Origin of the sequence: Pantoea phytostimulans, from assembly GCF_046118715.1 — a bacterium.
Lineage (GTDB): Bacteria > Pseudomonadota > Gammaproteobacteria > Enterobacterales > Enterobacteriaceae > Pantoea > Pantoea phytostimulans.
Map to the genome: position 1 here is coordinate 42422 of NZ_CP173699.1, position 20984 is coordinate 63405.

General features: G+C 51.1%; 21 protein-coding genes and 2 pseudogenes. 8 read left to right on the forward strand and 15 right to left on the reverse strand.

Features of this window, described 5'->3' with window-relative positions; genetic code table 11:
• The first annotated feature begins 198 nt into the window (after positions 1-198).
• The 5 genes from ACF2G4_RS18680 to ACF2G4_RS18700 are packed head-to-tail and all read left to right on the forward strand — an operon-like array spanning position 199 to position 5216.
• Entirely contained in the window at positions 199-1446 is a 1248-nt protein-coding gene (locus ACF2G4_RS18680) for an extracellular solute-binding protein (RefSeq protein WP_215848422.1), read from the forward strand.
• Positions 1447-1455: 9 nt separating this feature from the next.
• The gene (locus ACF2G4_RS18685; protein ID WP_243079388.1) at positions 1456-2364 is read left to right on the forward strand and encodes a carbohydrate ABC transporter permease; all 909 of its coding nucleotides are present in this window, start codon (positions 1456-1458) and stop codon (positions 2362-2364) included.
• Complete coding sequence (locus ACF2G4_RS18690) at positions 2354-3193, forward strand: carbohydrate ABC transporter permease (protein ID WP_215848424.1); 840 nt, start codon at positions 2354-2356, stop codon at positions 3191-3193. The genes ACF2G4_RS18685 and ACF2G4_RS18690 overlap by 11 nt, the downstream gene beginning before the upstream one ends.
• Positions 3190-4122 (forward strand): carbohydrate kinase family protein, encoded by a 933-nt coding sequence (locus ACF2G4_RS18695; protein WP_409076119.1) that lies wholly within the window; start codon positions 3190-3192, stop codon positions 4120-4122. The genes ACF2G4_RS18690 and ACF2G4_RS18695 overlap by 4 nt, the downstream gene beginning before the upstream one ends.
• 2 nt (positions 4123-4124) lie before the next feature.
• The gene (locus ACF2G4_RS18700) at positions 4125-5216 is read left to right on the forward strand and encodes an ABC transporter ATP-binding protein (RefSeq protein ID WP_409076120.1); all 1092 of its coding nucleotides are present in this window, start codon (positions 4125-4127) and stop codon (positions 5214-5216) included.
• 289 nt (positions 5217-5505) lie between these two features.
• Here the strand turns inward: ACF2G4_RS18700 and ACF2G4_RS18705 are convergent, their stop codons facing one another.
• From ACF2G4_RS18705 to ACF2G4_RS18725, 5 genes and pseudogenes are all read right to left on the reverse strand, one after another.
• Positions 5506-5973, reverse strand: coding sequence for a DUF6392 family protein (locus tag ACF2G4_RS18705; protein WP_409076121.1), 468 nt, complete (start codon positions 5971-5973; stop codon positions 5506-5508).
• A complete protein-coding gene (locus ACF2G4_RS18710) occupies positions 5970-6119 on the reverse strand; it encodes a hypothetical protein (RefSeq protein WP_409076122.1) in 150 nt (49 codons plus the stop codon). Before ACF2G4_RS18710 ends, ACF2G4_RS18705 begins: the two co-directional genes overlap by 4 nt.
• A gap of 568 nt (positions 6120-6687) precedes the next feature.
• Complete coding sequence (locus ACF2G4_RS18715) at positions 6688-7155, reverse strand: DUF6392 family protein (protein WP_409076123.1); 468 nt, start codon at positions 7153-7155, stop codon at positions 6688-6690.
• Entirely contained in the window at positions 7152-8888 is a 1737-nt protein-coding gene (locus ACF2G4_RS18720) for an S-type pyocin domain-containing protein (RefSeq protein WP_409076124.1), read from the reverse strand. The genes ACF2G4_RS18715 and ACF2G4_RS18720 overlap by 4 nt, the downstream gene beginning before the upstream one ends.
• A 76-nt stretch (positions 8889-8964) precedes the next feature.
• Positions 8965-9228, reverse strand: a pseudogene (locus ACF2G4_RS18725) (helix-turn-helix domain-containing protein); the annotation flags it as partial.
• Positions 9229-9230: 2 nt separating this feature from the next.
• Between ACF2G4_RS18725 and ACF2G4_RS18730 the strand changes: the two are divergent.
• Positions 9231-9704: pseudogene (locus ACF2G4_RS18730) on the forward strand (Tn3 family transposase); the annotation flags it as partial.
• Between the two features lie 185 nt (positions 9705-9889).
• Here the strand turns inward: ACF2G4_RS18730 and ACF2G4_RS18735 are convergent.
• Positions 9890-11839, reverse strand: a complete 1950-nt coding sequence (locus ACF2G4_RS18735) for a methyl-accepting chemotaxis protein (RefSeq protein ID WP_332626854.1) — start codon at positions 11837-11839, stop codon at positions 9890-9892.
• 160 nt (positions 11840-11999) lie between these two features.
• A complete protein-coding gene (locus ACF2G4_RS18740; RefSeq protein ID WP_243079384.1) occupies positions 12000-12473 on the reverse strand; it encodes an OsmC family protein in 474 nt (157 codons plus the stop codon).
• A 172-nt stretch (positions 12474-12645) separates the two neighbouring features.
• Between ACF2G4_RS18740 and ACF2G4_RS18745 the strand changes: the two genes are divergently transcribed.
• Together ACF2G4_RS18745 and ACF2G4_RS18750 are read left to right on the forward strand one after the other, a co-directional pair.
• Entirely contained in the window at positions 12646-13122 is a 477-nt protein-coding gene (locus ACF2G4_RS18745) for a heme-degrading domain-containing protein (protein WP_215848428.1), read from the forward strand.
• 567 nt (positions 13123-13689) lie between these two features.
• On the forward strand, positions 13690-14808 hold the full coding sequence (locus ACF2G4_RS18750; protein ID WP_409076125.1) for a Fic family protein: 1119 nt from the start codon (positions 13690-13692) through the stop codon (positions 14806-14808).
• Between the two features lie 51 nt (positions 14809-14859).
• Here ACF2G4_RS18750 and ACF2G4_RS18755 read toward each other — a convergent pair whose 3' ends face one another.
• The 8 genes from ACF2G4_RS18755 to ACF2G4_RS18790 form a co-directional block, all read right to left on the reverse strand.
• Complete coding sequence (locus tag ACF2G4_RS18755; protein ID WP_332626859.1) at positions 14860-15201, reverse strand: YebG family protein; 342 nt, start codon at positions 15199-15201, stop codon at positions 14860-14862.
• Positions 15202-15404: 203 nt separating this feature from the next.
• Positions 15405-16199 carry an SIR2 family protein gene (locus tag ACF2G4_RS18760; RefSeq protein WP_215848430.1) on the reverse strand — a complete coding sequence of 265 codons (795 nt, stop codon included), beginning with the start codon at positions 16197-16199 and terminating at the stop codon, positions 15405-15407.
• On the reverse strand, positions 16196-16756 hold the full coding sequence (locus ACF2G4_RS18765) for a non-canonical purine NTP pyrophosphatase (protein ID WP_215848431.1): 561 nt from the start codon (positions 16754-16756) through the stop codon (positions 16196-16198). The genes ACF2G4_RS18760 and ACF2G4_RS18765 overlap by 4 nt, the downstream gene beginning before the upstream one ends.
• A 125-nt stretch (positions 16757-16881) precedes the next feature.
• The gene (locus ACF2G4_RS18770) at positions 16882-17787 is read right to left on the reverse strand and encodes an ABC transporter substrate-binding protein (RefSeq protein ID WP_215848432.1); all 906 of its coding nucleotides are present in this window, start codon (positions 17785-17787) and stop codon (positions 16882-16884) included.
• Positions 17788-17805: 18 nt separating this feature from the next.
• Complete coding sequence (locus tag ACF2G4_RS18775) at positions 17806-18600, reverse strand: amino acid ABC transporter ATP-binding protein (RefSeq protein ID WP_243079381.1); 795 nt, start codon at positions 18598-18600, stop codon at positions 17806-17808.
• Positions 18584-19510, reverse strand: a complete 927-nt coding sequence (locus ACF2G4_RS18780) for an amino acid ABC transporter permease (RefSeq protein ID WP_409076126.1) — start codon at positions 19508-19510, stop codon at positions 18584-18586. Before ACF2G4_RS18780 ends, ACF2G4_RS18775 begins: the two co-directional genes overlap by 17 nt.
• Positions 19511-19519: 9 nt before the next feature.
• Positions 19520-20032, reverse strand: coding sequence for a GNAT family N-acetyltransferase (locus ACF2G4_RS18785; RefSeq protein ID WP_243079379.1), 513 nt, complete (start codon positions 20030-20032; stop codon positions 19520-19522).
• A 9-nt stretch (positions 20033-20041) separates the two neighbouring features.
• Positions 20042-20983 (reverse strand): ABC transporter substrate-binding protein, encoded by a 942-nt coding sequence (locus tag ACF2G4_RS18790; protein ID WP_215848433.1) that lies wholly within the window; start codon positions 20981-20983, stop codon positions 20042-20044.
• Between the last annotated feature and the right edge of the window lies 1 nt (position 20984).

Consider the following 20984-nt stretch of genomic DNA (forward strand, 5'->3'; position numbering starts at 1 on the left):
CAGCGCGTGATGATAGGCAGATTGGCCTCAAAAGCGCAGTCTTTCCTAAGCGTTGTTGCGCCTTGATCCTGTTATGGCATGGCGTTTGCTTAGTGTTATCAGGTTAGCGGTTTCAAGCTGACCTAAGTTACGCCTCTGATTAAATCAATCAAATTGATTTAATTAATCCCGCTCTGTTTCTGCTGTGTGGAGATCATCATGACCCAACGTTTCACTCCGAAACTCAAAGGCGGCCTCGCCGCGTTACTGATGTTGAGTGCTGGTAGCGCATCAGCGGCCAGCCAAATCAACGCCTTGTTCATGACGCAAGCGGCTTATAGCGAAAATGACATTCGCGCCATGACGCAAGATTTTGAGAAACAACACCCTGATGTAAAAGTGAACCTTGAGTTTGTGCCTTACGAAGCGCTGCATGACAAAATCGTGGCGGCAAAAGGCGCAGGTGGTAACGGCTACGATGTGGTGCTGTTTGATGCGATTTGGCCTGCCGAATTCACCCGTTTTGATTTGCTGCAGGATGTGAGTTCACGTATTACGCCAGAAGAGAAAGAAAAGGTGTTCCCCGGCGCGTTGAGCACCGTGGTTTATAAGGGCAAAACCCTTGGCATGCCGTGGATTCTGGATACCAAATATCTTTATTACAACAAGGCGATGTTGGCAAAAGCAGGCATTACCGACGTGCCGCAAACCTGGCAACAGGTGATGGACGACGCCAAAATTATCAAGCAGAAAAATATCGTTAAATATCCGTTGGTCTGGAGCTGGTCGCAGGCTGAAGCGCTGGTGTGCGATTACACCACGCTGGTTTCTGGTTTTGGTGGTGAATTTTATCAAAACGGTAAGCTGAACTTTACGAGTCCCGCCTCGTTGAAAGCGCTAAATCTCATGAAAAGTTCATTGGATGAAGGTCTGAGTAATCCCGCATCGCGTGAATATCTTGAAGAGGATGTCCGCAAATCTTTCTCTAATGGTGATGCCGCTTTCGCGCTTAACTGGACTTACATGTACAACATGGCCAACGATCCCAAACAGAGCAAGGTCGCGGGTGATGTCGGTATCCTGCCCGCGCCTGGAGACGCACCGGGCAAAGTGGGCGCGGTTAACGGCTCGATGGGATTGGGCATTGCGAAAGGCAGCGAACATCCTGAGCAAGCGTGGCAGTTCATTACCTATATGACCTCTCAGCCGGTACAAAACCAATACGCCAAACTTAGTCTGCCGATTTGGAAATCCTCTTATCAGGATGAGGCGGTTAAAAAAGATCAGGAGAGTTTGATTGCCGCAGCGGACAAGTCACTAAACGTGATGTTGTCACGTCCTGAAACTGCGGATTATTCGCGCCTCTCCAATACGCTGCAGCAAGAACTTCAGCAAGTGTTGTTAGGTAAAACGCCAGCGCAAGATGCCATGGCAACCGTCGATAAAAGCGCTGCGCGCTTGCGTTAAGGAGCAACGATGCTGAGTTTGCGTCAACGCGAACAGCGTCAGGCATGGGTGCTGCTTGCACCCATGATCATTGTGATGCTGCTGCTTACTGCCTGGCCGCTGCTGCGCACCATTTGGTTAAGTTTTACCGATGCGGCGCTGATTGGCAGCGGCGAAACGCCCGGTTGGATCGGTCTTGAGAACTATGTTTATGCGCTGACCGATCCCGATTTTCAAACCTCAATCCTGCGTACGCTCTATTTCACTGTGGTATCGGTGGCTTTTGAAGGCGTTATCGGCGTGCTGGTGGCGCTGCTGCTAAATCAGAAATTCGCGGGTCGCAATGTATTGCGGGTATTGGTGATTCTGCCGTGGGCGCTGCCGACCATCGTTAATGCCATGATGTGGCGGCTTAACTTCAATCCTGATTACGGCAGCATTAATGCGCTGCTGACGCAACTCGGGATCATCGACGGTTATCGCAGTTGGCTGGGATCGCCTGACTCCGCGCTGAACGCGGTGATGTTCGCTGACATCTGGAAAAACTATCCGCTGGTCACGCTGTTAGTGTTGGCGGCGCTGCAATCCATTCCCGACGATCTTTTTGAAGCGGCTCGCTTAGACGGTGCTTCTGCCTGGCGTCGTTTTCGCGCCATCACCTTTCCGGCCATTGTTGCACCGCTCGGCGTGGCATTGGTGTTACGCACCATTGATGCCTTTAAAATCTTCGACATCATCTATGTGATGACACGCGGTGGTCCCGTCGACAGCACTAAAACGCTGAGCTTTTTTGTTTACCAAGAGTCGTTCAGCTATTTGCGCGCGGGCAGCGGTGCCGCCTATGCCATGTTGATGACGTTGATGTGCGCCCTGCTGATCACGATCTATTTGCTGATGTTATGGCGTCAGCGTCGCCGGAGTTCCGCTTATGAAAACTAACCTGCGTATTCTGCTGCGCTACGGTGCGGCTTTGCTGGTGGCACTCTCAATTTTGGCGCCGATGGGCTGGCTGTTCCTGATGAGCGTGAGTTCAACCGGTGATCTGTCACGCGTGCCGCTGGAGTGGTTGCCGCGTGAATGGGATTTCAGCCGCTACACGCGACTGGTATCGTTGGCCCCCAATCAACCCGGCAATCTGTTCCTGCATGCGTTGGGCAATAGTTTATTAGTCGCCAGTATCGCCACCCTGATTTCGCTGTTTCTGGCGATACCGGCAGCATTCAGCTTTTCACGCTACCCAGGCCGTGATGGTTGGCTTTTCGGTGCACTGGCCATCTACATGGTGCCGCCTGTGGCCTTCGTGTTGCCGCTCTACTTTTTGCTGCAACAGCTGGATCTGCTTAATACCCGCCCCGGCTTGGTCATTGTCTATTGCTCATTGATTTTGCCGTTCCTGACCTGGATGTTGAAAAATCAGTTCGACTCACTGCCGCGTGATATTGAGCAAGCCGCGCGTTTGGATGGATTACGCTTCTGGCAAGTTTTGCTGCGTATTACCTTGCCGCTGGCAAAACCGGTCTTGGGTGCAGCGGCGCTGTTTGGTTGGCTGCTCGCCTGGGATGAATTTTTCTATGCGCTGCTGTTTACCAGCAATATCTCGGCGCAAACCTTGCCGGTTGCGATTGCCGGGTTCACCGCTGGCCGCGCTACCGATGATGGTTTGATAGCAGCAATCGGGATTTTGGCGTCGGTCCCACCGCTGTTTATTGCTATCTGGCTCCAGAAAACGCTGGTAAGCGGCCTGGCCAGTGGCGGGAGTAAAGGATGAATACTTTATATGTGGTGGGCAACATCAACGTTGATCTCATCATGAGTACACTTAACGACTGGCCTCAGCGCGGTACAGAAGTGATGTTGCAGCACAGTGAATTGCGTCCCGGCGGTTCGGCGGGTAACTGCGCGCTGGCGCTGGAAGCGATGCAGGTTCCCCATCGCGCCATCGCGAATCAGGGCAATGATGGCTTTAGCGCCTGGTTGGCAAGCCACTTTCCACACAGTGCAGCGCACTGGCCACTTTCCTCATGCGAAACCTCGCTGACGGTGGGCTTAACGCACCCGGATAATGAACGTTCTTTTATCAGTAATCGCGGTCACATCACCGAACTCACCGCTGAAGATGTTCTGGCGCAACTGCCCGCGCAAGCCACAGCGGGTGACATCGTACTGCTGTGCGGCACCTTCCTTTGCCTCAAGCTTTATACGGCTTATCCCGCCTTATTGGCAGAGATTAAACAGCGCGGTTTTATCGTGGCGGTCGATACCGGCTGGCCACCTGAAGGCTGGTCGATTGCGCTGCGCCAGCAGATTGACGTCTGGCTGAAGCATTGCGACTGGCTACTGCTGAATGAAGTCGAAACCTTGGGTTTGGCAGATTTGTCTTCTCTGCAATCCTGCGCACAACAACTGGCCACCAAGCTCAGTGGCAAAGGTGGCTGCGTAGTGAAATGCGGCGCTGACGGCGCACGCCTCTGGCATTCCTTGCAGGAAATGCATGTCGCGTCTCAGCCGGTGAAAGTGGTCGATACCATTGGTGCCGGTGACAGCTTTAACGCCGGCTTTCTGACGGCGTTGCTCTATCAAGAATCTGCGCACACCGCATTGCAATGGGGCATTGATGTTGCTTCGTTGGCGATCAGCAGTTCTCCGCGCCGTTATCCCGACTGGCAACAACTTCAACAACACAAAGAGGTGCGCTAATTATGGCCAGTGTTGAACTCGTAAAAGTGGCTAAGTGCTACGGCAAACAGAGCGTGTTACATCCGCTGGATTTAACCATTCCCGATGGCAGCTTCACCGTATTAGTTGGCCCTTCCGGCTGCGGAAAATCAACCTTGCTGCGCCTGTTAGCGGGACTTGAAACCCTGTCTGATGGCGCGATTTTGATGGATAAAAAGCAGATCAACGATCTCGACCCGGCAGATCGTGATATCGCGATGGTATTTCAAAGTTATGCGCTCTATCCGCATCTTACCGTTGCGGAAAATCTTGCCTTCCATATGCAGGTGAAGAAGGTCAAGCGTGACGAGCAAAAGAGTAAAATCGCTCGCATTGCCGCTATCTTAGGCATTGATCAGCTGCTGCAACGCTATCCCCGTGCGCTTTCTGGTGGTCAACGTCAGCGTGTCGCAATGGGACGCGCCATGGTGCGCAATCCGCAGGTTTTCTTGTTTGATGAGCCGCTCTCCAACCTTGACGCTCAGTTGCGAATGGAACTTCGCGCCGAAATCAAATCATTGCATCAGCGCTTTAAAACCACCATGGTTTATGTGACCCACGATCAGGTTGAAGCGATGACGCTAGCCGATCAGATTGTGGTGATGAAGGATGGTGTGATTGTGCAACAAGGCGCGCCGCTGGCTATTTATGATCGCCCGGTAAATACATTTGTGGCGCGATTTATTGGCTCGCCTCCCATGAATCTTCTCAATGCCGTTTTTCAGCAGCAAAATGGCCTTCCCGGCTTGCTGTGCGGTGCCCAATGGTTTGCACTGCCGCCACGCTGGCATACGGCCGCACAACAACGCGAAGGGCAAGCAGTAACCTTGGGTGTACGCCCTCATGATTTGATCTGCGACGCATCGGGCCAGCCAGCCTTGGTAAAAATTGTCGAAATTACCGGTGAATCCACGTTATTACATCTGGAATGGCAAGGTTCGCCACTGCACATGCAGTTAGCAGGCCGCAGCGAAGCAACGCCGGGCGGATCGCTGGCAATCGGTATTAATACGCAGAAAATACATCTGTTTGATGCAGAAAAGGGTGAACGGCTCACTGAAGCTTTTGAGCATTAATAAAAAAACCCGCCAAATGGCGGGTTTCATATTTCTATATAGTCATCGGGATAATCGTCTAATAGTTCATCGTCATAGTTTGACAGCAAACGTAATGCAAATGCTGTTTCAATCAAATTTGCATCATCGCGTGCTGCAAATACCGTCAGTTTAAGGGTCTTGAGGGCCAATGGAACGAAAACGTGCGTTAAGGGGATAATTCGTTGTTTAAATTGCAATTTAATAATTACAGGACAAAAGATTACGAGCAAAAAAAGGATCTCAAGAAGATCCTTTTTTTGACAGAAAATTACCATCGCAGTCTGGAAGTTGGGAGGAAAGTTACAGCTTCAGCCATTTCATCCATATCGTAATAAATACACATCGTCAGGGGAATATGGAAATCTTCGACAGTGAAACGCTCGATCCAGCCAATTTTTGTATTTAAAACTACTTTTGGAGGTTCGCTTTTATCAGGCTCACCGAAGTTCTCATGCACCCATTGACGAGACATTTCCTGCTTCAGTGGGGTAGGAAGTTCGTTCGGGTAAGCACCATCTTTCCAGCCAGATCTCAGCTCCAGTGAAATTTCGCCTAAAGCCCGTAGGGGGTCATTATCGAAGGAGAGGAAGATGCCTTCTTTTTTCATATCTAATGTCAGAAAAGGATCACATTGTGTCCCCTGTGGCGGAGTTTTGTACGTAAGAATCCCGGCATCCCGGATAGCCTGATAAGGCTTTCCCAGGCTGCGCATCAGCGCTTCGATATTCACCGTCATTTGTATAACCCCATTTCCGTATTGATCCTGTGCATCTCTTTTCTTGCCGCTTCCAGCTGGGTGTCTTCCGCGCCATATTCCTGCATCAGCACCGGCTTGAATGGGCGAAGCACACCACTAACTTCTTGCTTTGCACTTACTGCCAAATCGTTGGCCTGACCTGTGAGAGTGCTAACCCCTTGCTTAGATTAAGAATTAGGAAGTCTCCAGTTCGATTTTGAGGGTTCAATGTTTGAGGCTTTTTCAGAATGAGATCAGGTTTCCCGCGCTGAGTAACAGTCACAGATTCACCATTTCGGAGTGAATCAAGCACATCCGCTAGCTCATGACGCATCCTGGTTTAAGTGATAGTTTTCATTTTAAAACCTCATAATCTGTACATGTACAGATGATCAAACAACCAATATGAATAGACTGCGATGATGAATAAAAAACCCGCCAAATGGCGGGTTTCATATTTCTATATAGTCATCGGGATAATCGTCTAAGAGTTCATCGTCATTGTTTGACAGCAAACGTAATGCAAATGCTTTTTCAATCAAATTTGCATCATCACGCGCTGTAAATACCGTCAGTTTAAGGGGCTTGAAGGCCAATGGAACGAAAACGTACGTCAAGGAGATAATTCCTTGTTTAAATTGAATTTAATATTTACAGGGCAAAAGATTACGAGCAAAAAAAAGATCTCAAGAAGACCCTTTTTTCCGTTTCAACTTACCACCTCAATTTAGCGGTCGGAAGAAACGTTACCGATTCAGCGATTTCATCTATGCCAAATAAAATAACCATCGTTATTGGAATGTGGAAATCCTCAACGGTAAAACGATCTCGCCAGCCAAATACTCTCTTGAACATAACTTTAGGTGGAATGCTTTTATCCGGTTCACCGAAAGTCTCATGCACCCATCGTCTAGACATGTTCCGTTGAAGCGGGGAAGGTAATTCATTAGGGAATATCCACCCCTCTCGATTGTTTACTAGTTCTAAATCAATACTTTTTAGCGATTTACTTGGGTCATTGTCAAACGATAGAAAAACACCTTCCTTCTTCATATCCAGCGTTAAAAAAGGATCACACAGTGTCCCCTGTGGCGGGGTTTTATACGTAATAATCCCTGCATCACGGATAACCTGATAAGGCTTTCCCAGGCTGCGCATTAGCGCTTCGATATTCACTGTCATTTGTATAACCCCAGTTCAGTGTTAATCCTGTGCATCTCTTTTCTGGCAGATTCCAGCTGAGACTCTTCCGCACCATATTCCTGCATCAGCACCGGCTTGATTTGGTCAAAGTCCTTGTCGATGGCAGCCCGCAGATTCTGCGAGTCCAGCCCCATCTGCGAGCGGTTTCGCCCGCCATAGGTTGCGCTGTCCTGACGGTGCACTTTCTCAGGGACTGCAATAGCCGCCACCTGATCGGCAATGAGTTTAATTTGTTTATCCGTCAAATCAGAATGTTCACGTTCTAAATACAAGATTACCGCCTGTCGTGACGGCATATGATCCACATGATAGTGCCCCTGTCGTGAACGTCCGTTAAAGTCCCGGTACGGTGCCACCTCCAGCATCTCCACCGGCGGCTTGCTCAGGTATACGTAGATCGGCGGATGCACGTTCCCCGGAAATACCAGAATATAGTCCCGGAAGTCCTTTTCCTCCGGGGCCGGTGTCGTTGTCACCCGGATATCGTGCGTGTCCGGGTACTCCAGTCCCGGTATCGTCACCGTTCCGGCCACGGCAGAGTCATTGCCGGTATGCCAGCCTCCGGCATCGCTGTTGCCCGGCGCATCTGCCGGTGTCCAGGTGATCAGCGGCTTGTGCAGTTCACCGTCTTCCCAGAACGCATAGCCGCCACTAAGCTCTTTCTCCAGCAGCCGTAGCCTGACCTGATCGCGCCCGCTGTCCGGCCCGGTGTGGTAACCCACCGGTTTCAGCCGCCCCGTTTCTGCATCCGTCTCCCAGCGGTAGCGCACCCGCGTCGGCACCGTTCCCTTACGCCCTGCCACCTCCAGTAGCTTATCCGCCGTCAGCAGGTCACTTTTTTCCCCTTTCAGCATCGACTGGAGTACCGCCCCCATCACCACGAACGGCAGGTTCATCGCTATCTGTCCCTGCCACACCTCCGGCCCTGACAGGCGTTTCATCCGGTGCGTCAGCGCCTGCGCCGCGTCCTGATTCAGTTTCGCCGTGGCACCACTCGCAGACGCAGCCATACCGGCTTCGGCCCCACCACCCAGCACCACCGGCGGCGGAGGCAGCGGCATCGCTTCTGCCTCACCGAAGAAAAAGCCTGTAACCTTATCGAACAGGGAGCGTTTTTTCTCCGGTGCAGCCGTCTCCGGCTTTTCGCCGGCGGGCTTTTTCTTCTTCGCCCTCTGCGCGTGCTGCACCGTATCACTGTCGGTTGCCGGTATTGAGGAAGACGCTGAGGCCGCGGAAGGGGATGCAGACTGCGACTGGTAAAAACTCATCGTTGCAAAGTTTTCCTGCGGCTCCTCTGCCGTACCCGCGTCATTACACCCGGCCCCCCGCAGGCAGGACTTCGCAAAAACCGGTGCCGCCACCGGTTTTACCGGAACAGGCTGAGCAGACGGCGCAGGGGCACCGGTGCTTTTCCCTGCCACGCCAGACCGCGCATTTGACTGTTGTTCCACCCAGTACGTGGTGCTGCCTATCACCTGGTTATTCGGGCACTGGCACAACACCCGATCCCCCGTTGCAACATGGGTTTTCCCCATTGAACTCCAGTGAATCGCCGTCCCCATCAGCTGGAAAGAGCCTTTACACTTCGGACACAGCGCCATATCACCAGTCATCGCAAGCGGAGTACCGTTGTCACTGAAACCGGAAGTTGCGCTGATTATCTGCCCGCCACTGGTTGTTTTATCACCCAGTTTTGCCAGTTGTCTTGACATAATCCCTTATGAATAAAATGGTTATAAAACCAGCGCATCATACAGGAATGACAACTTAACCAGAATTTTAATTGCTTCAGTAGGTTGCATCAGCTTTTATCGTGCCTTCCAAAATCTTATAAACCGTTGAACGTGCAATATTAAGCTTCCGGGTAATTTCCGTTGCGCCAGCCCCTTTACGGTGAAGCATCAGTACACTATTTCTGTCGATGGTGCGTTTTCGGCCAAACCGGATGCCTTTTAGCTTCACTTTCTGCCGGCCTTCATTGGTCCGTTCCAAAATTCTACTTCGCTCAGCCTGAGCGACAGCGGACAGTATAGTGACCACCAGTTTGCCCATAGATGATGCGAACCGCCGGTTCGCTAAAGCTGGGCACCATTCATGCTTCAGAACTCATTCGCTCTTTGCTGAAAAGCTCGCGCCCATCAGGGCTGGCACAGGCGATCATGGAAGTGGGACACGTCAACAAGACGCTGTACCTTCTTAATTATATTGATGAAGAAGATTATCGTGGGCGGATCCTGACACAGCTCAACTGGGGAGAAGGCCGCCATGCTGTGGCGCGGGTGATCTGCTACGGGCAGCGAGGTGAGATCAGTAAGCGCTATCGTGAAGGGCAGGAAGATCAACTGGATGCACTGGGCCTGGTCACTAACGCAGTGGTGCTGTGGAACATGCTTTATATCCAGGAAGCACTGAGCTGGATGCGCAGTAATGGAGAAGAAACCGGGGAAGAGAATATCGCCCGGTTATCCCCACTGATGCACGGGCATATCAATATGCTGGGCCATTATACGTTCACGCTATCGGAATGAATCAAGCACATCCGCTAGATCATGACGCATCTTGGTATAAGTGATAGTTTTCATTTTAAAACCTCATAATCTGCACATGTATAAATTGTCAAACAACCAATATGAATAGATAGCCATTATAAATAAAAAAAACCCGCCAAATGGCGGGTTTCGTTTATTCATCAAACAACAGCGACAGTCAGTGATTATGCACTCTGCTGTAGATGGAATTGCTCAACTGTTTGTGCCAGCTGCTGCGCTTGATCTTCCAGAGAACTGGCTGCCGCAGACATTTCCTGCACCAGCGCGGCGTTCTGTTGGGTGGTGCCATCCATCTCATTAACCGCAATCGTAACCTGACTGATCCCCCGCGCCTGCTCATCAGAAGCTGATACAATCTCAGCAATGATGCCTTGAACCGAAGTTACCGCCTGCGTCATCTCCTGCATGGTTTTTCCCGCGTCATTCACCAGCCTCACACCACTTTCAACCCGCACGCTCGACTCCTCAATCAATGCGGCAATCTCTTTCACCGCATTTGCGCTACGCTGAGCAAGATTACGCACTTCTGACGCTACCACGGCAAATCCACGCCCCTGCTCGCCTGCACGCGCGGCCTCAACGGCGGCATTCAGTGCAAGGATGTTTGTTTGAAAAGCAATGCTGTTGATCATGGTGGTGATGTCGCCGATCTTCTTCGAGCTGTCATCAATCTGCGCCATGGTTTGAACCACTTGCCCGACCAGAGTTTCACCGCGACTCGCAATAAGCGTGGCATTTTCTGTCAGGCTGGTTGCCTGCTGTGCGTTATCCGCATTTAAGCGAACGGTGGCGCTGATCTGTTCCATGCTGGCAGCCGTTTGCTCCAGCGCCGCAGCTTGTTGTTCAGTGCGCGAAGCCAGGTTGAGATTGCCGCTGGCAATTTCACCTGCACCCTGGCGTACTGATTCGCTGGCATCTTTGATCTGCCCAACAATGGCTCGCAGTTGGCTTTGCATGGTATGCAGCGCAAAAAACAGGCTGCTGCGATCGTTAGCCTGAACGGTGATGACATTATCCAAATGACCATCAGCCACCGCTAATGCAATTTTTGCGGCTTCCAGCGGCTCGCCACCTATCGGTCGCAGGACTTTACGGTTGAACAGCACGCCAAGCAGCGTACCCACCAGCAAAATGCTCACAATCATCAAGACAATGGCATAGATTAATTGACGGTTTGCCGCCGCCATCACCTGACTCACCGGCGCGACCACACCAATATACCAAGGCTTATCGCTGTTCCCGATAATCACCGGTTGCCAGGTGATCAATGCCTCTTCACCGAGCACTGCATCAAAGTGCTGAACCACCGCCGAGGTAAACCCATCGCTTTGACCTTTCCACGCTTTTCCTGCTTCATCTTTATTCGGGGACGAAATCACTTTGCCGCCATTGGAGAGCAGCAGCGCATAACCGGTGCCTTCCCAAGGCTTAATTTGATTCACTTTCTGCTGAAGAGAGGCTAACGAAATATCAGAGGTGACGACGGCGCGAAGTTTCGCATTTTCAAAAACAGTCGCAGCCACGGAGGTTAATAAGGTAGGTACACCGTTATAAGCATAGCTATAAGGTTCTGTCAGGGTGTCTTTCTGGGTTTTTTGTGGCACAAGATAATAATCACCTTGTCCTGGTGTGAGATAAGAGGTTAACGGGTGCATGGAGTAATTGCCGGATTGATCGCGATCGACAAACCAGGCATAGCGCCCTTTTGGTGCCTGATTAGGTTGCGTTGCGAATTCCGCATCACGTCCGTCAAAGGCGTTTTCTTCGAAAATCACTGACATCGATAAATAGTCGGGATTCGCGCGCAGCGAATATTCCATTATTTTGTCAACGACTTTGCGGTCGGTGATATTCGCAGCAGGCAACGCAATCAGACTTTGGCCAAGGTTATGCGCCACATCACGCGCATAGCTTAATTCCTGTTGAATCTGCAAACCTTTGCTTTGCGCAATTTGCTGCAAATAGTTTTCAGCCAGCGTCTTCTGTTCTTTACTCGATTGCCAACTCAGCACGCCAATGGTAACGGCGAAACCCAGCATGATAGTCAAGCCTCCCGTCCACAGCATCTGCGTGCGGGTGCTCATTCTTTTCTTCTCTTTGGTTTGATTGGCCATTGCGGCTCCCCTGAAATAAACCTTCTCATGACCTCCCTGTAAATTTCATCCGTTACAGGATCCTCTATCGGCGCTTTTTTTTTGAACTTTAATCCCTGCCAAGGACGCTTTTTTAGAAGAGATCGCAGTGGCGTGGGGAGTCGCCACTATAAAAGTGAGATTATTCAGCCGCGTCGGTAATCGATGCTTCGCAGAGCACCGGAAAATTAAGCGAATTGGCGATAAAGCACATCTCATGCGCGTTGTGATGTAACGCCAGCGCCAACGCTTTATCGCTGCCCTGCCGCACCGTGACCTGCGGTTTTAAGATAATTTGAGTAAAGTGCCCTTTTTCACCTTCTATCATCGTGCCTTCTGCATTATCACGGTATGCAGTTACCACGATTCCGGCTTCAGCACACAGATGCAGATACCACAACTTGTGACAGGCAGACGTAGAAGCCAGCAACATATCTTCTGGATTCCAGCGGGTCGCATCGCCCAGAAAGGCCGGATCGGATGAGCCTTGAATTGCAGGTTTGTTCGCTGTCGTCACCACAAAATCACGTTGATAGGAACGATAAGATTCAGTGCCTTTGCCGCTGTTGCCGGTCCATTCGACGCTAAGCTGATAATGATGTTCACGTGCTGCCATTTGTCATCCTTATGGGTTATTTGTCACTGATATTAAAAGGATCGCTTGAATGCAGTGAAGTTTACATGGCGAAAAACTTAAATTTTGCGCAGTCAGGATAAATGGATGCGGTAATTTTATTTTGTTGGTATGTTTAATAGAATATTAATTCCATTAAACCAGAGTGATAACCATGTCATCGACCCTTACTTCACACACTATCCTGCAACAAGAAGCTGAAAGTCGTTTATCTACGTTTGATTTCCAACTGGCCTGGCTTTTAGGCCAAAGCCTGCAACAGCGCGCCAGTGAGCAAAAATTACCGGTCGCTATTGAAGTTTATGCCTTTGGTCAGCCTCTTTTCTTTGCCGCACTGCCCGGTTCAAGCCCAGACAATCTGGAATGGATGAAGCGTAAACGCAATTCAGTGCTGCGCTTCGGACATGCCTCAATGTACCTCGGCCTTAACAATGAGCAGAGCGGCAAACGCATGGAAGAGATGAACTGGATTGCACAAGATGAATTTACCGATCACGGTGGCTCATTCCCGCTGTTGAACGAGGCAGGCGTTGTGTTTGGTGCGGTGAGCGTCAGTGGCTTACCGTCTGAAGAAGATCATACGTTGGCGTTATGGGGCATCCAACAAATTCAACATACTCTGAACACGTAAACCAAAAGCGCGAAGAGGCACAAGACCCCGATAACGGCGGTCAGCGAAGACTTAAACGCGCCTGATAGCCAATTTATCAACGCATAAAGCCGCTTCGTGCGGCCTGATTTTGATGCTGCCTGTTCAGCTCTGCAAAGAAATGGAGAAATTTTTCCGGCCAGTAACTGAATTAGGGTTAACTTGACCACAAACCGGAAAACTTAAATCCGCCGACAACGCTTTTTTTTGATCTACAACAACAAACGTTATCCGCACTACTGTCAGTTTATGTAAACGGTTTTCAAACCACGAAACGACAGCAGGAGAAGATAATGATGACGGGCAAAGTCGGGTTAGCAGGCGCGCTGGTGGTATGGCTGGTTTATGTGATCTGGATGGTTCAGTTCTACTCGAGCACCTTCACGCAATTCACACATTAATCTCAAAACAGGGCCTTCGCGTCCTGTTTCTCTTTCCTCTTTGAATTTTTCTCGCTCGCACATGAGCCAATAAGCCCCTATAATCGACTCATATTTTGAGCCGAATGACACTCTCTATTCGGCTCATACCGATAAGATGAGCCGTTTGATGACAACGTTATGGATTTGGCAACACCCCGATTGGCCACAGTTTACCTGGCAAGATGCACAACTCCTGCCGCGGCTTCGCCATGCTCAGCAACTGCGTGGCACGTTATTGGGCCGCGCAAGCCTGCAATCGGACGATGAATCGCAAACGCTCGATACCTTGCTGGCTAATATTCTCTCCTCTTCTGCCATCGAAGAAGAACGCGTTAACGCGCAATCGGTGCGTTCATCGCTGGCGCGGCGTTTAGGTGTTTCCGAAGAACAACCTTATCCCATATCCGACCGGTCTGAAGGATTGGCGGCGATGATGCTTGATGCCATCAATAATCGCGATCGACCTTTAACACTCAAGCGCTTGTACCAATGGCACCATTGGCTCTTTCCACAGGATGGATGGTCAATCCATTCGCTAAGCGTCGGTGCGCTTCGCGGCAGCGAGCCAATGCAAGTGGTGTCGGGACGCCTTGACCGACCAACGGTTCACTTTGAAGCGCCGCCGCGTGCGGGACTGGAACATCAGCTCGACGCGTTTATGACATGGTTTAACCAAAGCCGGGAGAATGTATTACTCGACCCGTTGTTACGCGCTGCCATTTGCCATCTGTGGTTTGTTACGCTTCATCCGTTCGATGATGGTAATGGGCGCATTACACGTGCATTAACAGATTTGGCGCTAGCGCAAGCGGATAGCCAAAGCATTCGGCTTTATGCCATGTCTTCAGCCATATTGGCAAAACGCGCCGACTATTATCGGGTGCTGGAAAAAACGCAGAAAGGCGATCTGGATATCACCGGCTGGCTGATGTGGTTTCTGGATATTCTGGAAGAAAGCCTGAATCAGGCGATGCTCAGCGTTGAGCGTACACAACTAAAAGCCCGATTCTGGCTGCGCCATCAAGGGTTGGGTTTGAGTAAAGAACAGGTGAAAGTGCTCAATCGATTACTGGACGGCGGCGAACAGGGTTTTGAGCTAGGCATTAGCGCCAGTCAGTATCAAAAAGTCGCCAAAGTGAGTAAATCGACGGCTACACGTCATTTAGCCGATCTGCTGGAAAAAGAGTGTCTTTACAAGCTGGAAGGCGGAGGTAGAAGTACGCGTTATCAGGTTCGCAGGGTTTAGAAAGGCAGAAACAAAAACGCCGTCAGCTTATTACTCACGGCGTTTCGGTCATCAAGCCGCTTTAACTGCGCGAACTTTTTTGGTGCTGGTTGCTTCTTCAGCAACCTCTTCATGATCATCTTTCTCTGCGACAGTAATGTCTGCAGAAGGCGCCGCTTCAGGCAGTTTGCTGGTACGGAGGATATGCTGCACCGCATCTTTTTGCTCAGCAATCAGCAGGCCCAGCGTTTCAGCCTGGGTTTCATCCAGTCCAGGTTGATGCTGCAACAGCCAGTCAGTGAAGGCTTCGGCCATATCGAGCATTTTGTCGTAGGCATCGGCCTCTTTCTTGTTGGCAAACGTCATCTTCTCTTCACCCTTTCTGACGACTACAAATTTTGTTTCGACAGCCATTTTCTTGCCTCTCTGATACTGTGAATATATACAGTATAACACGCCGTTTTTTGTTTTCCACTAGAGAATAACATCTTAAAACGGCACACCCATGCATCTTCTAAAACCCAGGGTGCTCGCCGATTGCGCAATGATGATCAGACGCAGGGTTTATACGATAAAACGCCCTGCATATCTCTATAATGGCTGCGCTAATGGAATTGTTAGGCCAATAACGCTTCAAGAAAATCCGCCAACGCTTTGCGGGGATCATCCTCTTCCGACACGATCATCTCAATGCCCCATTGTCCCAACACCTCTTTTGCTACCGGATTGTTGCGATTGGTAAACAGGTAGGATTTAGGCCGCGCGGTCGCCAGGCCGGTGCGGCCCCACATTTTGGTCAGACGATAAAACAGCAGACGAATGTTAAAGTCGCTGATGCTATAGCCAACGAACAATACCGAGTTGCCCATCACGTCGTGCGTCAATTTGATATCCAGCGGGGAATCAAAATAGAGCCGTTCAAAGTAGCTGCTTTCGTCCAGCACAATCGACGTATCATCGTCGAAATCACCATGCAGCTTAATGATGTGGCGCTTATCTTCCGTCAATGAGACTAAATCAGCTGCATTCGCGACCTTAAAATAAGGGACGCCGTGCGCTTCGTGTGCCGCTTCGAGCCAGCGATCGTAATTAGTGGTATAGATACGAGAGAAATTGCCTTGCGTGATCATGGTATGAATTTCGGAAGAACGAACATCAATATCAGGCCGATGCCATTCACGATCCATCCAACTGCGTAACGGGCCCAGCGAGCCTTTTTTCTGCTTGTAATATTCCGCCAAGGAAAGGTGCGTGCCGTAGGTGTTGAATATTTTAGGATCGTAGCCCAACTCGTTGGCGAGATGGGAAATTAACTCATGCCATTCCGGCAAGCCAAGGTTACGTGAGATACCGGCACCAGCAAAAAGAATCAGTTTTCCAGAATCGTAGGCGCGTTTTAATTCAGGTTTCATGCTACTCCCCGCGCAGTTTTTAAAAAGTTAGCAAAGCGATCCAGTGCGATGCGGCGCATGGAAATCTCATTTTTCTTGTCACCCATCTCGGCAAAGGTCTGATCATGACCCTCGGGAATAAAGACACAATCCCACTGAAAGCCGCGCGTACCCGCAGGTTTGGCCGCGATGGTGCCGCGCAGTTCGCCGGAAAATTGATACATTTTTCGACCGTCACAATAGCCCAGCACGGTTTTCGCCGTGACGCACTGGCTATCCAGCCCCTGAACCAGCGCAGTGAAGCGTTCAGCGTCTAAGCGGTTCCAGAAAATGCGTGTCAGACCGGCAGGCAAGCCATTCAGGCCATCAAGATAGAGACCGGTATGCTCCACAAACAGCGGACGCCCAATCAAGGAAAAAGCTTTGGTGAGTTTGTCGCGGATGAGTTCTAACTCATTTTCAGTTTGAATTTCTTCGATGCGGCGGGCAATAGGCAAAACTTCAACACCGACAGGCTCAAGAATTTTGCGTACCTCCGCCAGCTTTTGCTCATTGGCAGAAAGGAATCTGATTTTCATGCTACGTCCAGGTTAAGGTCCTGATGACATTTTTTATGATATTGCCAGGTCAGTTAAGCTGGAAAGTGTAGCGCAAATCGGCAGGCAAAGAGTGGACCGAACAGAAGCATCCTTGCTTCTTTTTATTAATAAACGATTCCCGGCGGGTTCACTGTCGAATGGCTGATCGCTTCATCCTGCTCGCCCCAACGCTGTAATACCTGCTGATATTGACCACCCGCAATGGTGCCATCCAGCGCCGTTTGTAGGGCATCGGCCAGGCCATTGCCTTTTTTGGTGGTCACAGCGACCCACGCGCGAAACGGCCCGGTGCCAACGATTTTGGTTTGCCCGCGTGAGGCCGCTTTCCAGGCGGCCATGGAATGTGGGCCAAACATCGCATCGGCGCGTCCAGAAAGCAGCAAAAGCGTCGCGGAGGCATCATCCGTTAAATAAATTGGCTGCACCGGCGGCAAACCTTTTGCACGATTTTTCTCATCCCAGCTCAGGAGAATCCGCTCCTGATTCGTACCGGATGCCACAATAATCCGCTTGCCTGCAATCTCTTCCGGCGAGTTGATTGAGGTCACTGAACTGTTAGCTTTCACCACAAAAGCATGGTTGTCCGCACGGTAGGTGGCGAAATCGAACTTCTTCTTCCGCTCTTCCGTTACGGCAATATTAAACATCGCCACATCGTAGCGCCCAGCGGTAATGCCAAGCGGCCAATCCTCCCAGGAAGCGGGAACCAGCTTGAGTTTTAAGCCAAGGCTGTCCGCCAGTAACCGCGCAATATCAGGATCGCTGCCGATGCGGGTCTGATTATCTGACGCCAACAGCGCCAGCGGCGGTGAATGGGTAGCGGAGGTCGCCACCGTTAACGTGCCCGGCTCGATAAAGTGAAAATTTGCGGGGATCTTTTTAATCGCATCTGGATTCGCAGGCGCGTTAATGGGCGTTTCATTTTTTGACGCGTCTAACTTCTCGGCGGCTCCCGCCGCCTGACTCACCAGCAAAACGGCTAACAAGGTTATTGCGCAGAAATTTCGCATGACTGACTCTTCCTGTAATTACAAAACACGTGCGAGGAACCGTTTAGTTCTTTCATGTCGTGGATTATTCAGTACTTGCGTGCTATTGCCCTGTTCTACGATTTTGCCATCAACCATGAACACCACGTTGTCGGCAACTTCACGGGCGAAACCCACTTCGTGCGTCACAATCACCAATGTGGTGCCGGAGCGCGCCAGCTTTTTGATCACGTCGAGCACTTCACCGACGAGTTCAGGATCGAGCGCCGAGGTTGGCTCATCAAACAACATTACGCGAGGGTTCAACATCAAGGCGCGCGCGATAGCAATACGCTGCTGCTGCCCCCCAGAAAGATGGCGCGGCCACGCATCCGCTTTGTGGCGCAACCCAACGATATCCAGCAATTCACCGGCACGCGTGACCGCGTCACGTTTTGTCAGTTGCCGATGCGCAATCGGCGCTTCAATCAGATTCTCAAGCACGGTGAGATGGGGGAACAAATTGAAGTTTTGGAACACATAACCGACGTTAATACGCTGACGTAAAATCGCGTGCTCTTTCAATTCATACAGCTTGTCGCCACGCCGCTGATAACCGATATAATCTCCATCAATCTGGATAAAACCCGCATCAACGCGTTCAAGATGGTTGATCGAACGCAGCAACGTTGACTTGCCCGAACCAGATGGCCCCAGAATCACCGTCACCGAGCCCGGTGCCAGTTCCAGCGAAACGTCATCCAGCGCTTTGTGCTTACCAAAACTTTTACTGACGCTGGTGATACTAATAGCGCCTGTGGTATGGACTGAGCGGTAATCAATGGCTTCGGACATGGCTAATTTCCTCAGTTGCGATCACCGGCGCGACGCGATTGCGCCATTGACGCCAGCGTGAAGGTTTTGGTTCGCGGGTTACGCTACGGGCCAGCCAGCGTTCAACGCTGTGCTGAATCACGGACAGCACGGTGGTGATAATCAAATACCAGGCCGCACCGACCATCAGCAACGGAATCACTTCCTGATTGCGGTTGTAGATCATCTGAATGGTGTAAAACAGCTCAGGCATTGCCAGCACGTAAACCATTGCTGTGCCTTTCGCCAGGCTGATGATTTCGTTAAACGCGGTAGGAATAATTGCGCGTAGCGCCTGCGGCAGAATGATGCGGAAAGTACGACGCGTGGCGGATAAACCCAGCGCTGAAGCCGCTTCAACTTGACCATGATCAACCCCCAAAAAACCGCCGCGAATGATCTCAGCGCTGTATGCCGCTTGCACTAGCGTCAGACCAATTACCGCAGCCGGAAACTGCCCCAACACGTTGATGGTCTGGAAGTTGCCCCACGACAGCGCGGTAAAAGGCACGCCAATCGATAAGGTGTCGTAGAGATAGGAGAAGTTGTACAAGATGATCAGCACAACAATCAGCGGCAGCGAGCGAAACAGCCAAATATAACCCCATGCTAAGCTACTCAATAACCAGGATGAGGAGAGTCGCGCCAGCGCCAGCAAACCGCCCAGCATCAAGCTGAAGACCGTGCCGAGTAGTGTTAATAACAGCGTTTGCCCTAAACCATGCAGGATTACCGGATCGAAAAACCAGCGGGCAAAGACACCCCATTCCCAGCGCGGATTAAACGCCACCGATTGCACCACGCCAGCCAGAATAAACAGGGCGATAATCGCCCCCACGGTACGTGCTGGATAGCGCGCCGGCACCACTTGCAATTGCGGTTCCTTACTCATCGTGCCTCCTTAACTGGCTTGGGCGACGCTTTGAACGTCAATCACTTTAAAAAAACGCAAACGGCCGTCATGCGGCGGCTGCCCATAACGCTCAAGATCGCCGCTGATATCGCATTGAGGTTGATAACCGTGCCCGGTATAAAGCCGCACGGCTTCCGGCTGGCGAAAACCGGTGGTGAGAAAAAGCCGTTGATAACCGGCACGCAAGGCGCGCCGCTCCAGCTCTTTCACCATCACCAAGGCCAAGCCCTGACGGCGCAGATCGCGGCGTGTCCAGATGCGTTTTAGCTCAGCGGTTTGCTCGTCATAGGGTTTATAGGCGCCCATTGCGATGATCTCGCCATCACGCTCCAGCACGATGAAAAGGCCGTGTGGCGGTAGATACCACTCCGTCAGTTCTACCTCTTTCTGCGAGGTGAAGTAATCACCATAGCGCGCGGCATATTCACCAAACAGACCTGCGAGGATCGGCTGCAATTCTGGTGCTTCTGGTGAGACTTCGCGAAAATGTTGCTGGCTCATATCGCCTCCTTAATCGCCTAATCCCGGCGGGTTGATCTCAGAACGATCAATGCGTTCTACGCCTTCACCCCAGCGGTTCAATACTTTTACGTAGTCGCCGTTTTGCATCACACCGTTGAGCGCGGTGCTGACAGGTTCCGCTAAACCGCTGCCTTTTTTCATCGTTACGGCGATATGCGCTGCTTTCGGCCAGCCGCCATCAACGCTGCCTACCAAGCGGGTTTTGCCATTCAACGCCGCTTTCCATGCGCCAATTACGTTGGGTCCAAAATAGGCATCAGCGCGACCGGATTGCAGCGCCAACGTTTGGGCGGCGTCATCTTTGGAGTAAACCGGGGTAAAGGGCTTCAAACCTTTGGCCTGGTTCTCTTTATCCCAGGCCAGGAGAATCGCTTCCTGGTTGGTGCCGGAACCAACAATGATGCGCAGCCCGGCTATATCTTCTGCTTTGCTGAGTGATTTAATCGGGCTGCTGGTTTTTACATAAAAGCCCAGCGAATCTTTACGGTAGGTGGCGAAATCAAATTTCTCTTTGCGATCTTTGGTGACAGTGATGTTGGTGATCGCTGCATCATATTTGCCCGACGCCACGCCTAACGGCCAGTCTTCCCAGGAAGTGGGCACCACGTTGAGCTTCAGACCGAGGCTGTCGGCAACGAGACGGGCGATATCCACTTCGCTGCCCAGCAAGGTTTTATTGTCATCAGAAAAGACCGTTAAGGGCGGCGAATTGAGTGCCGCGACCGCTACGGTAAAGGATCCCGGAACCGCAAAGCGGTGACCCGCCGGAATTTGTGCCACTGCCTGCGCGTTTTTACCGGTGTTGATCGGTGTTTTATTCGCCTCAAGGCTCACGCGCTGTCCGTTGTAATCCACATTGGTATCTTCAGCCCATGCACTACTGCTGGCAGCCAATAGCATCAGGGCGATCACTGTTTTCGTTTTTTGCATA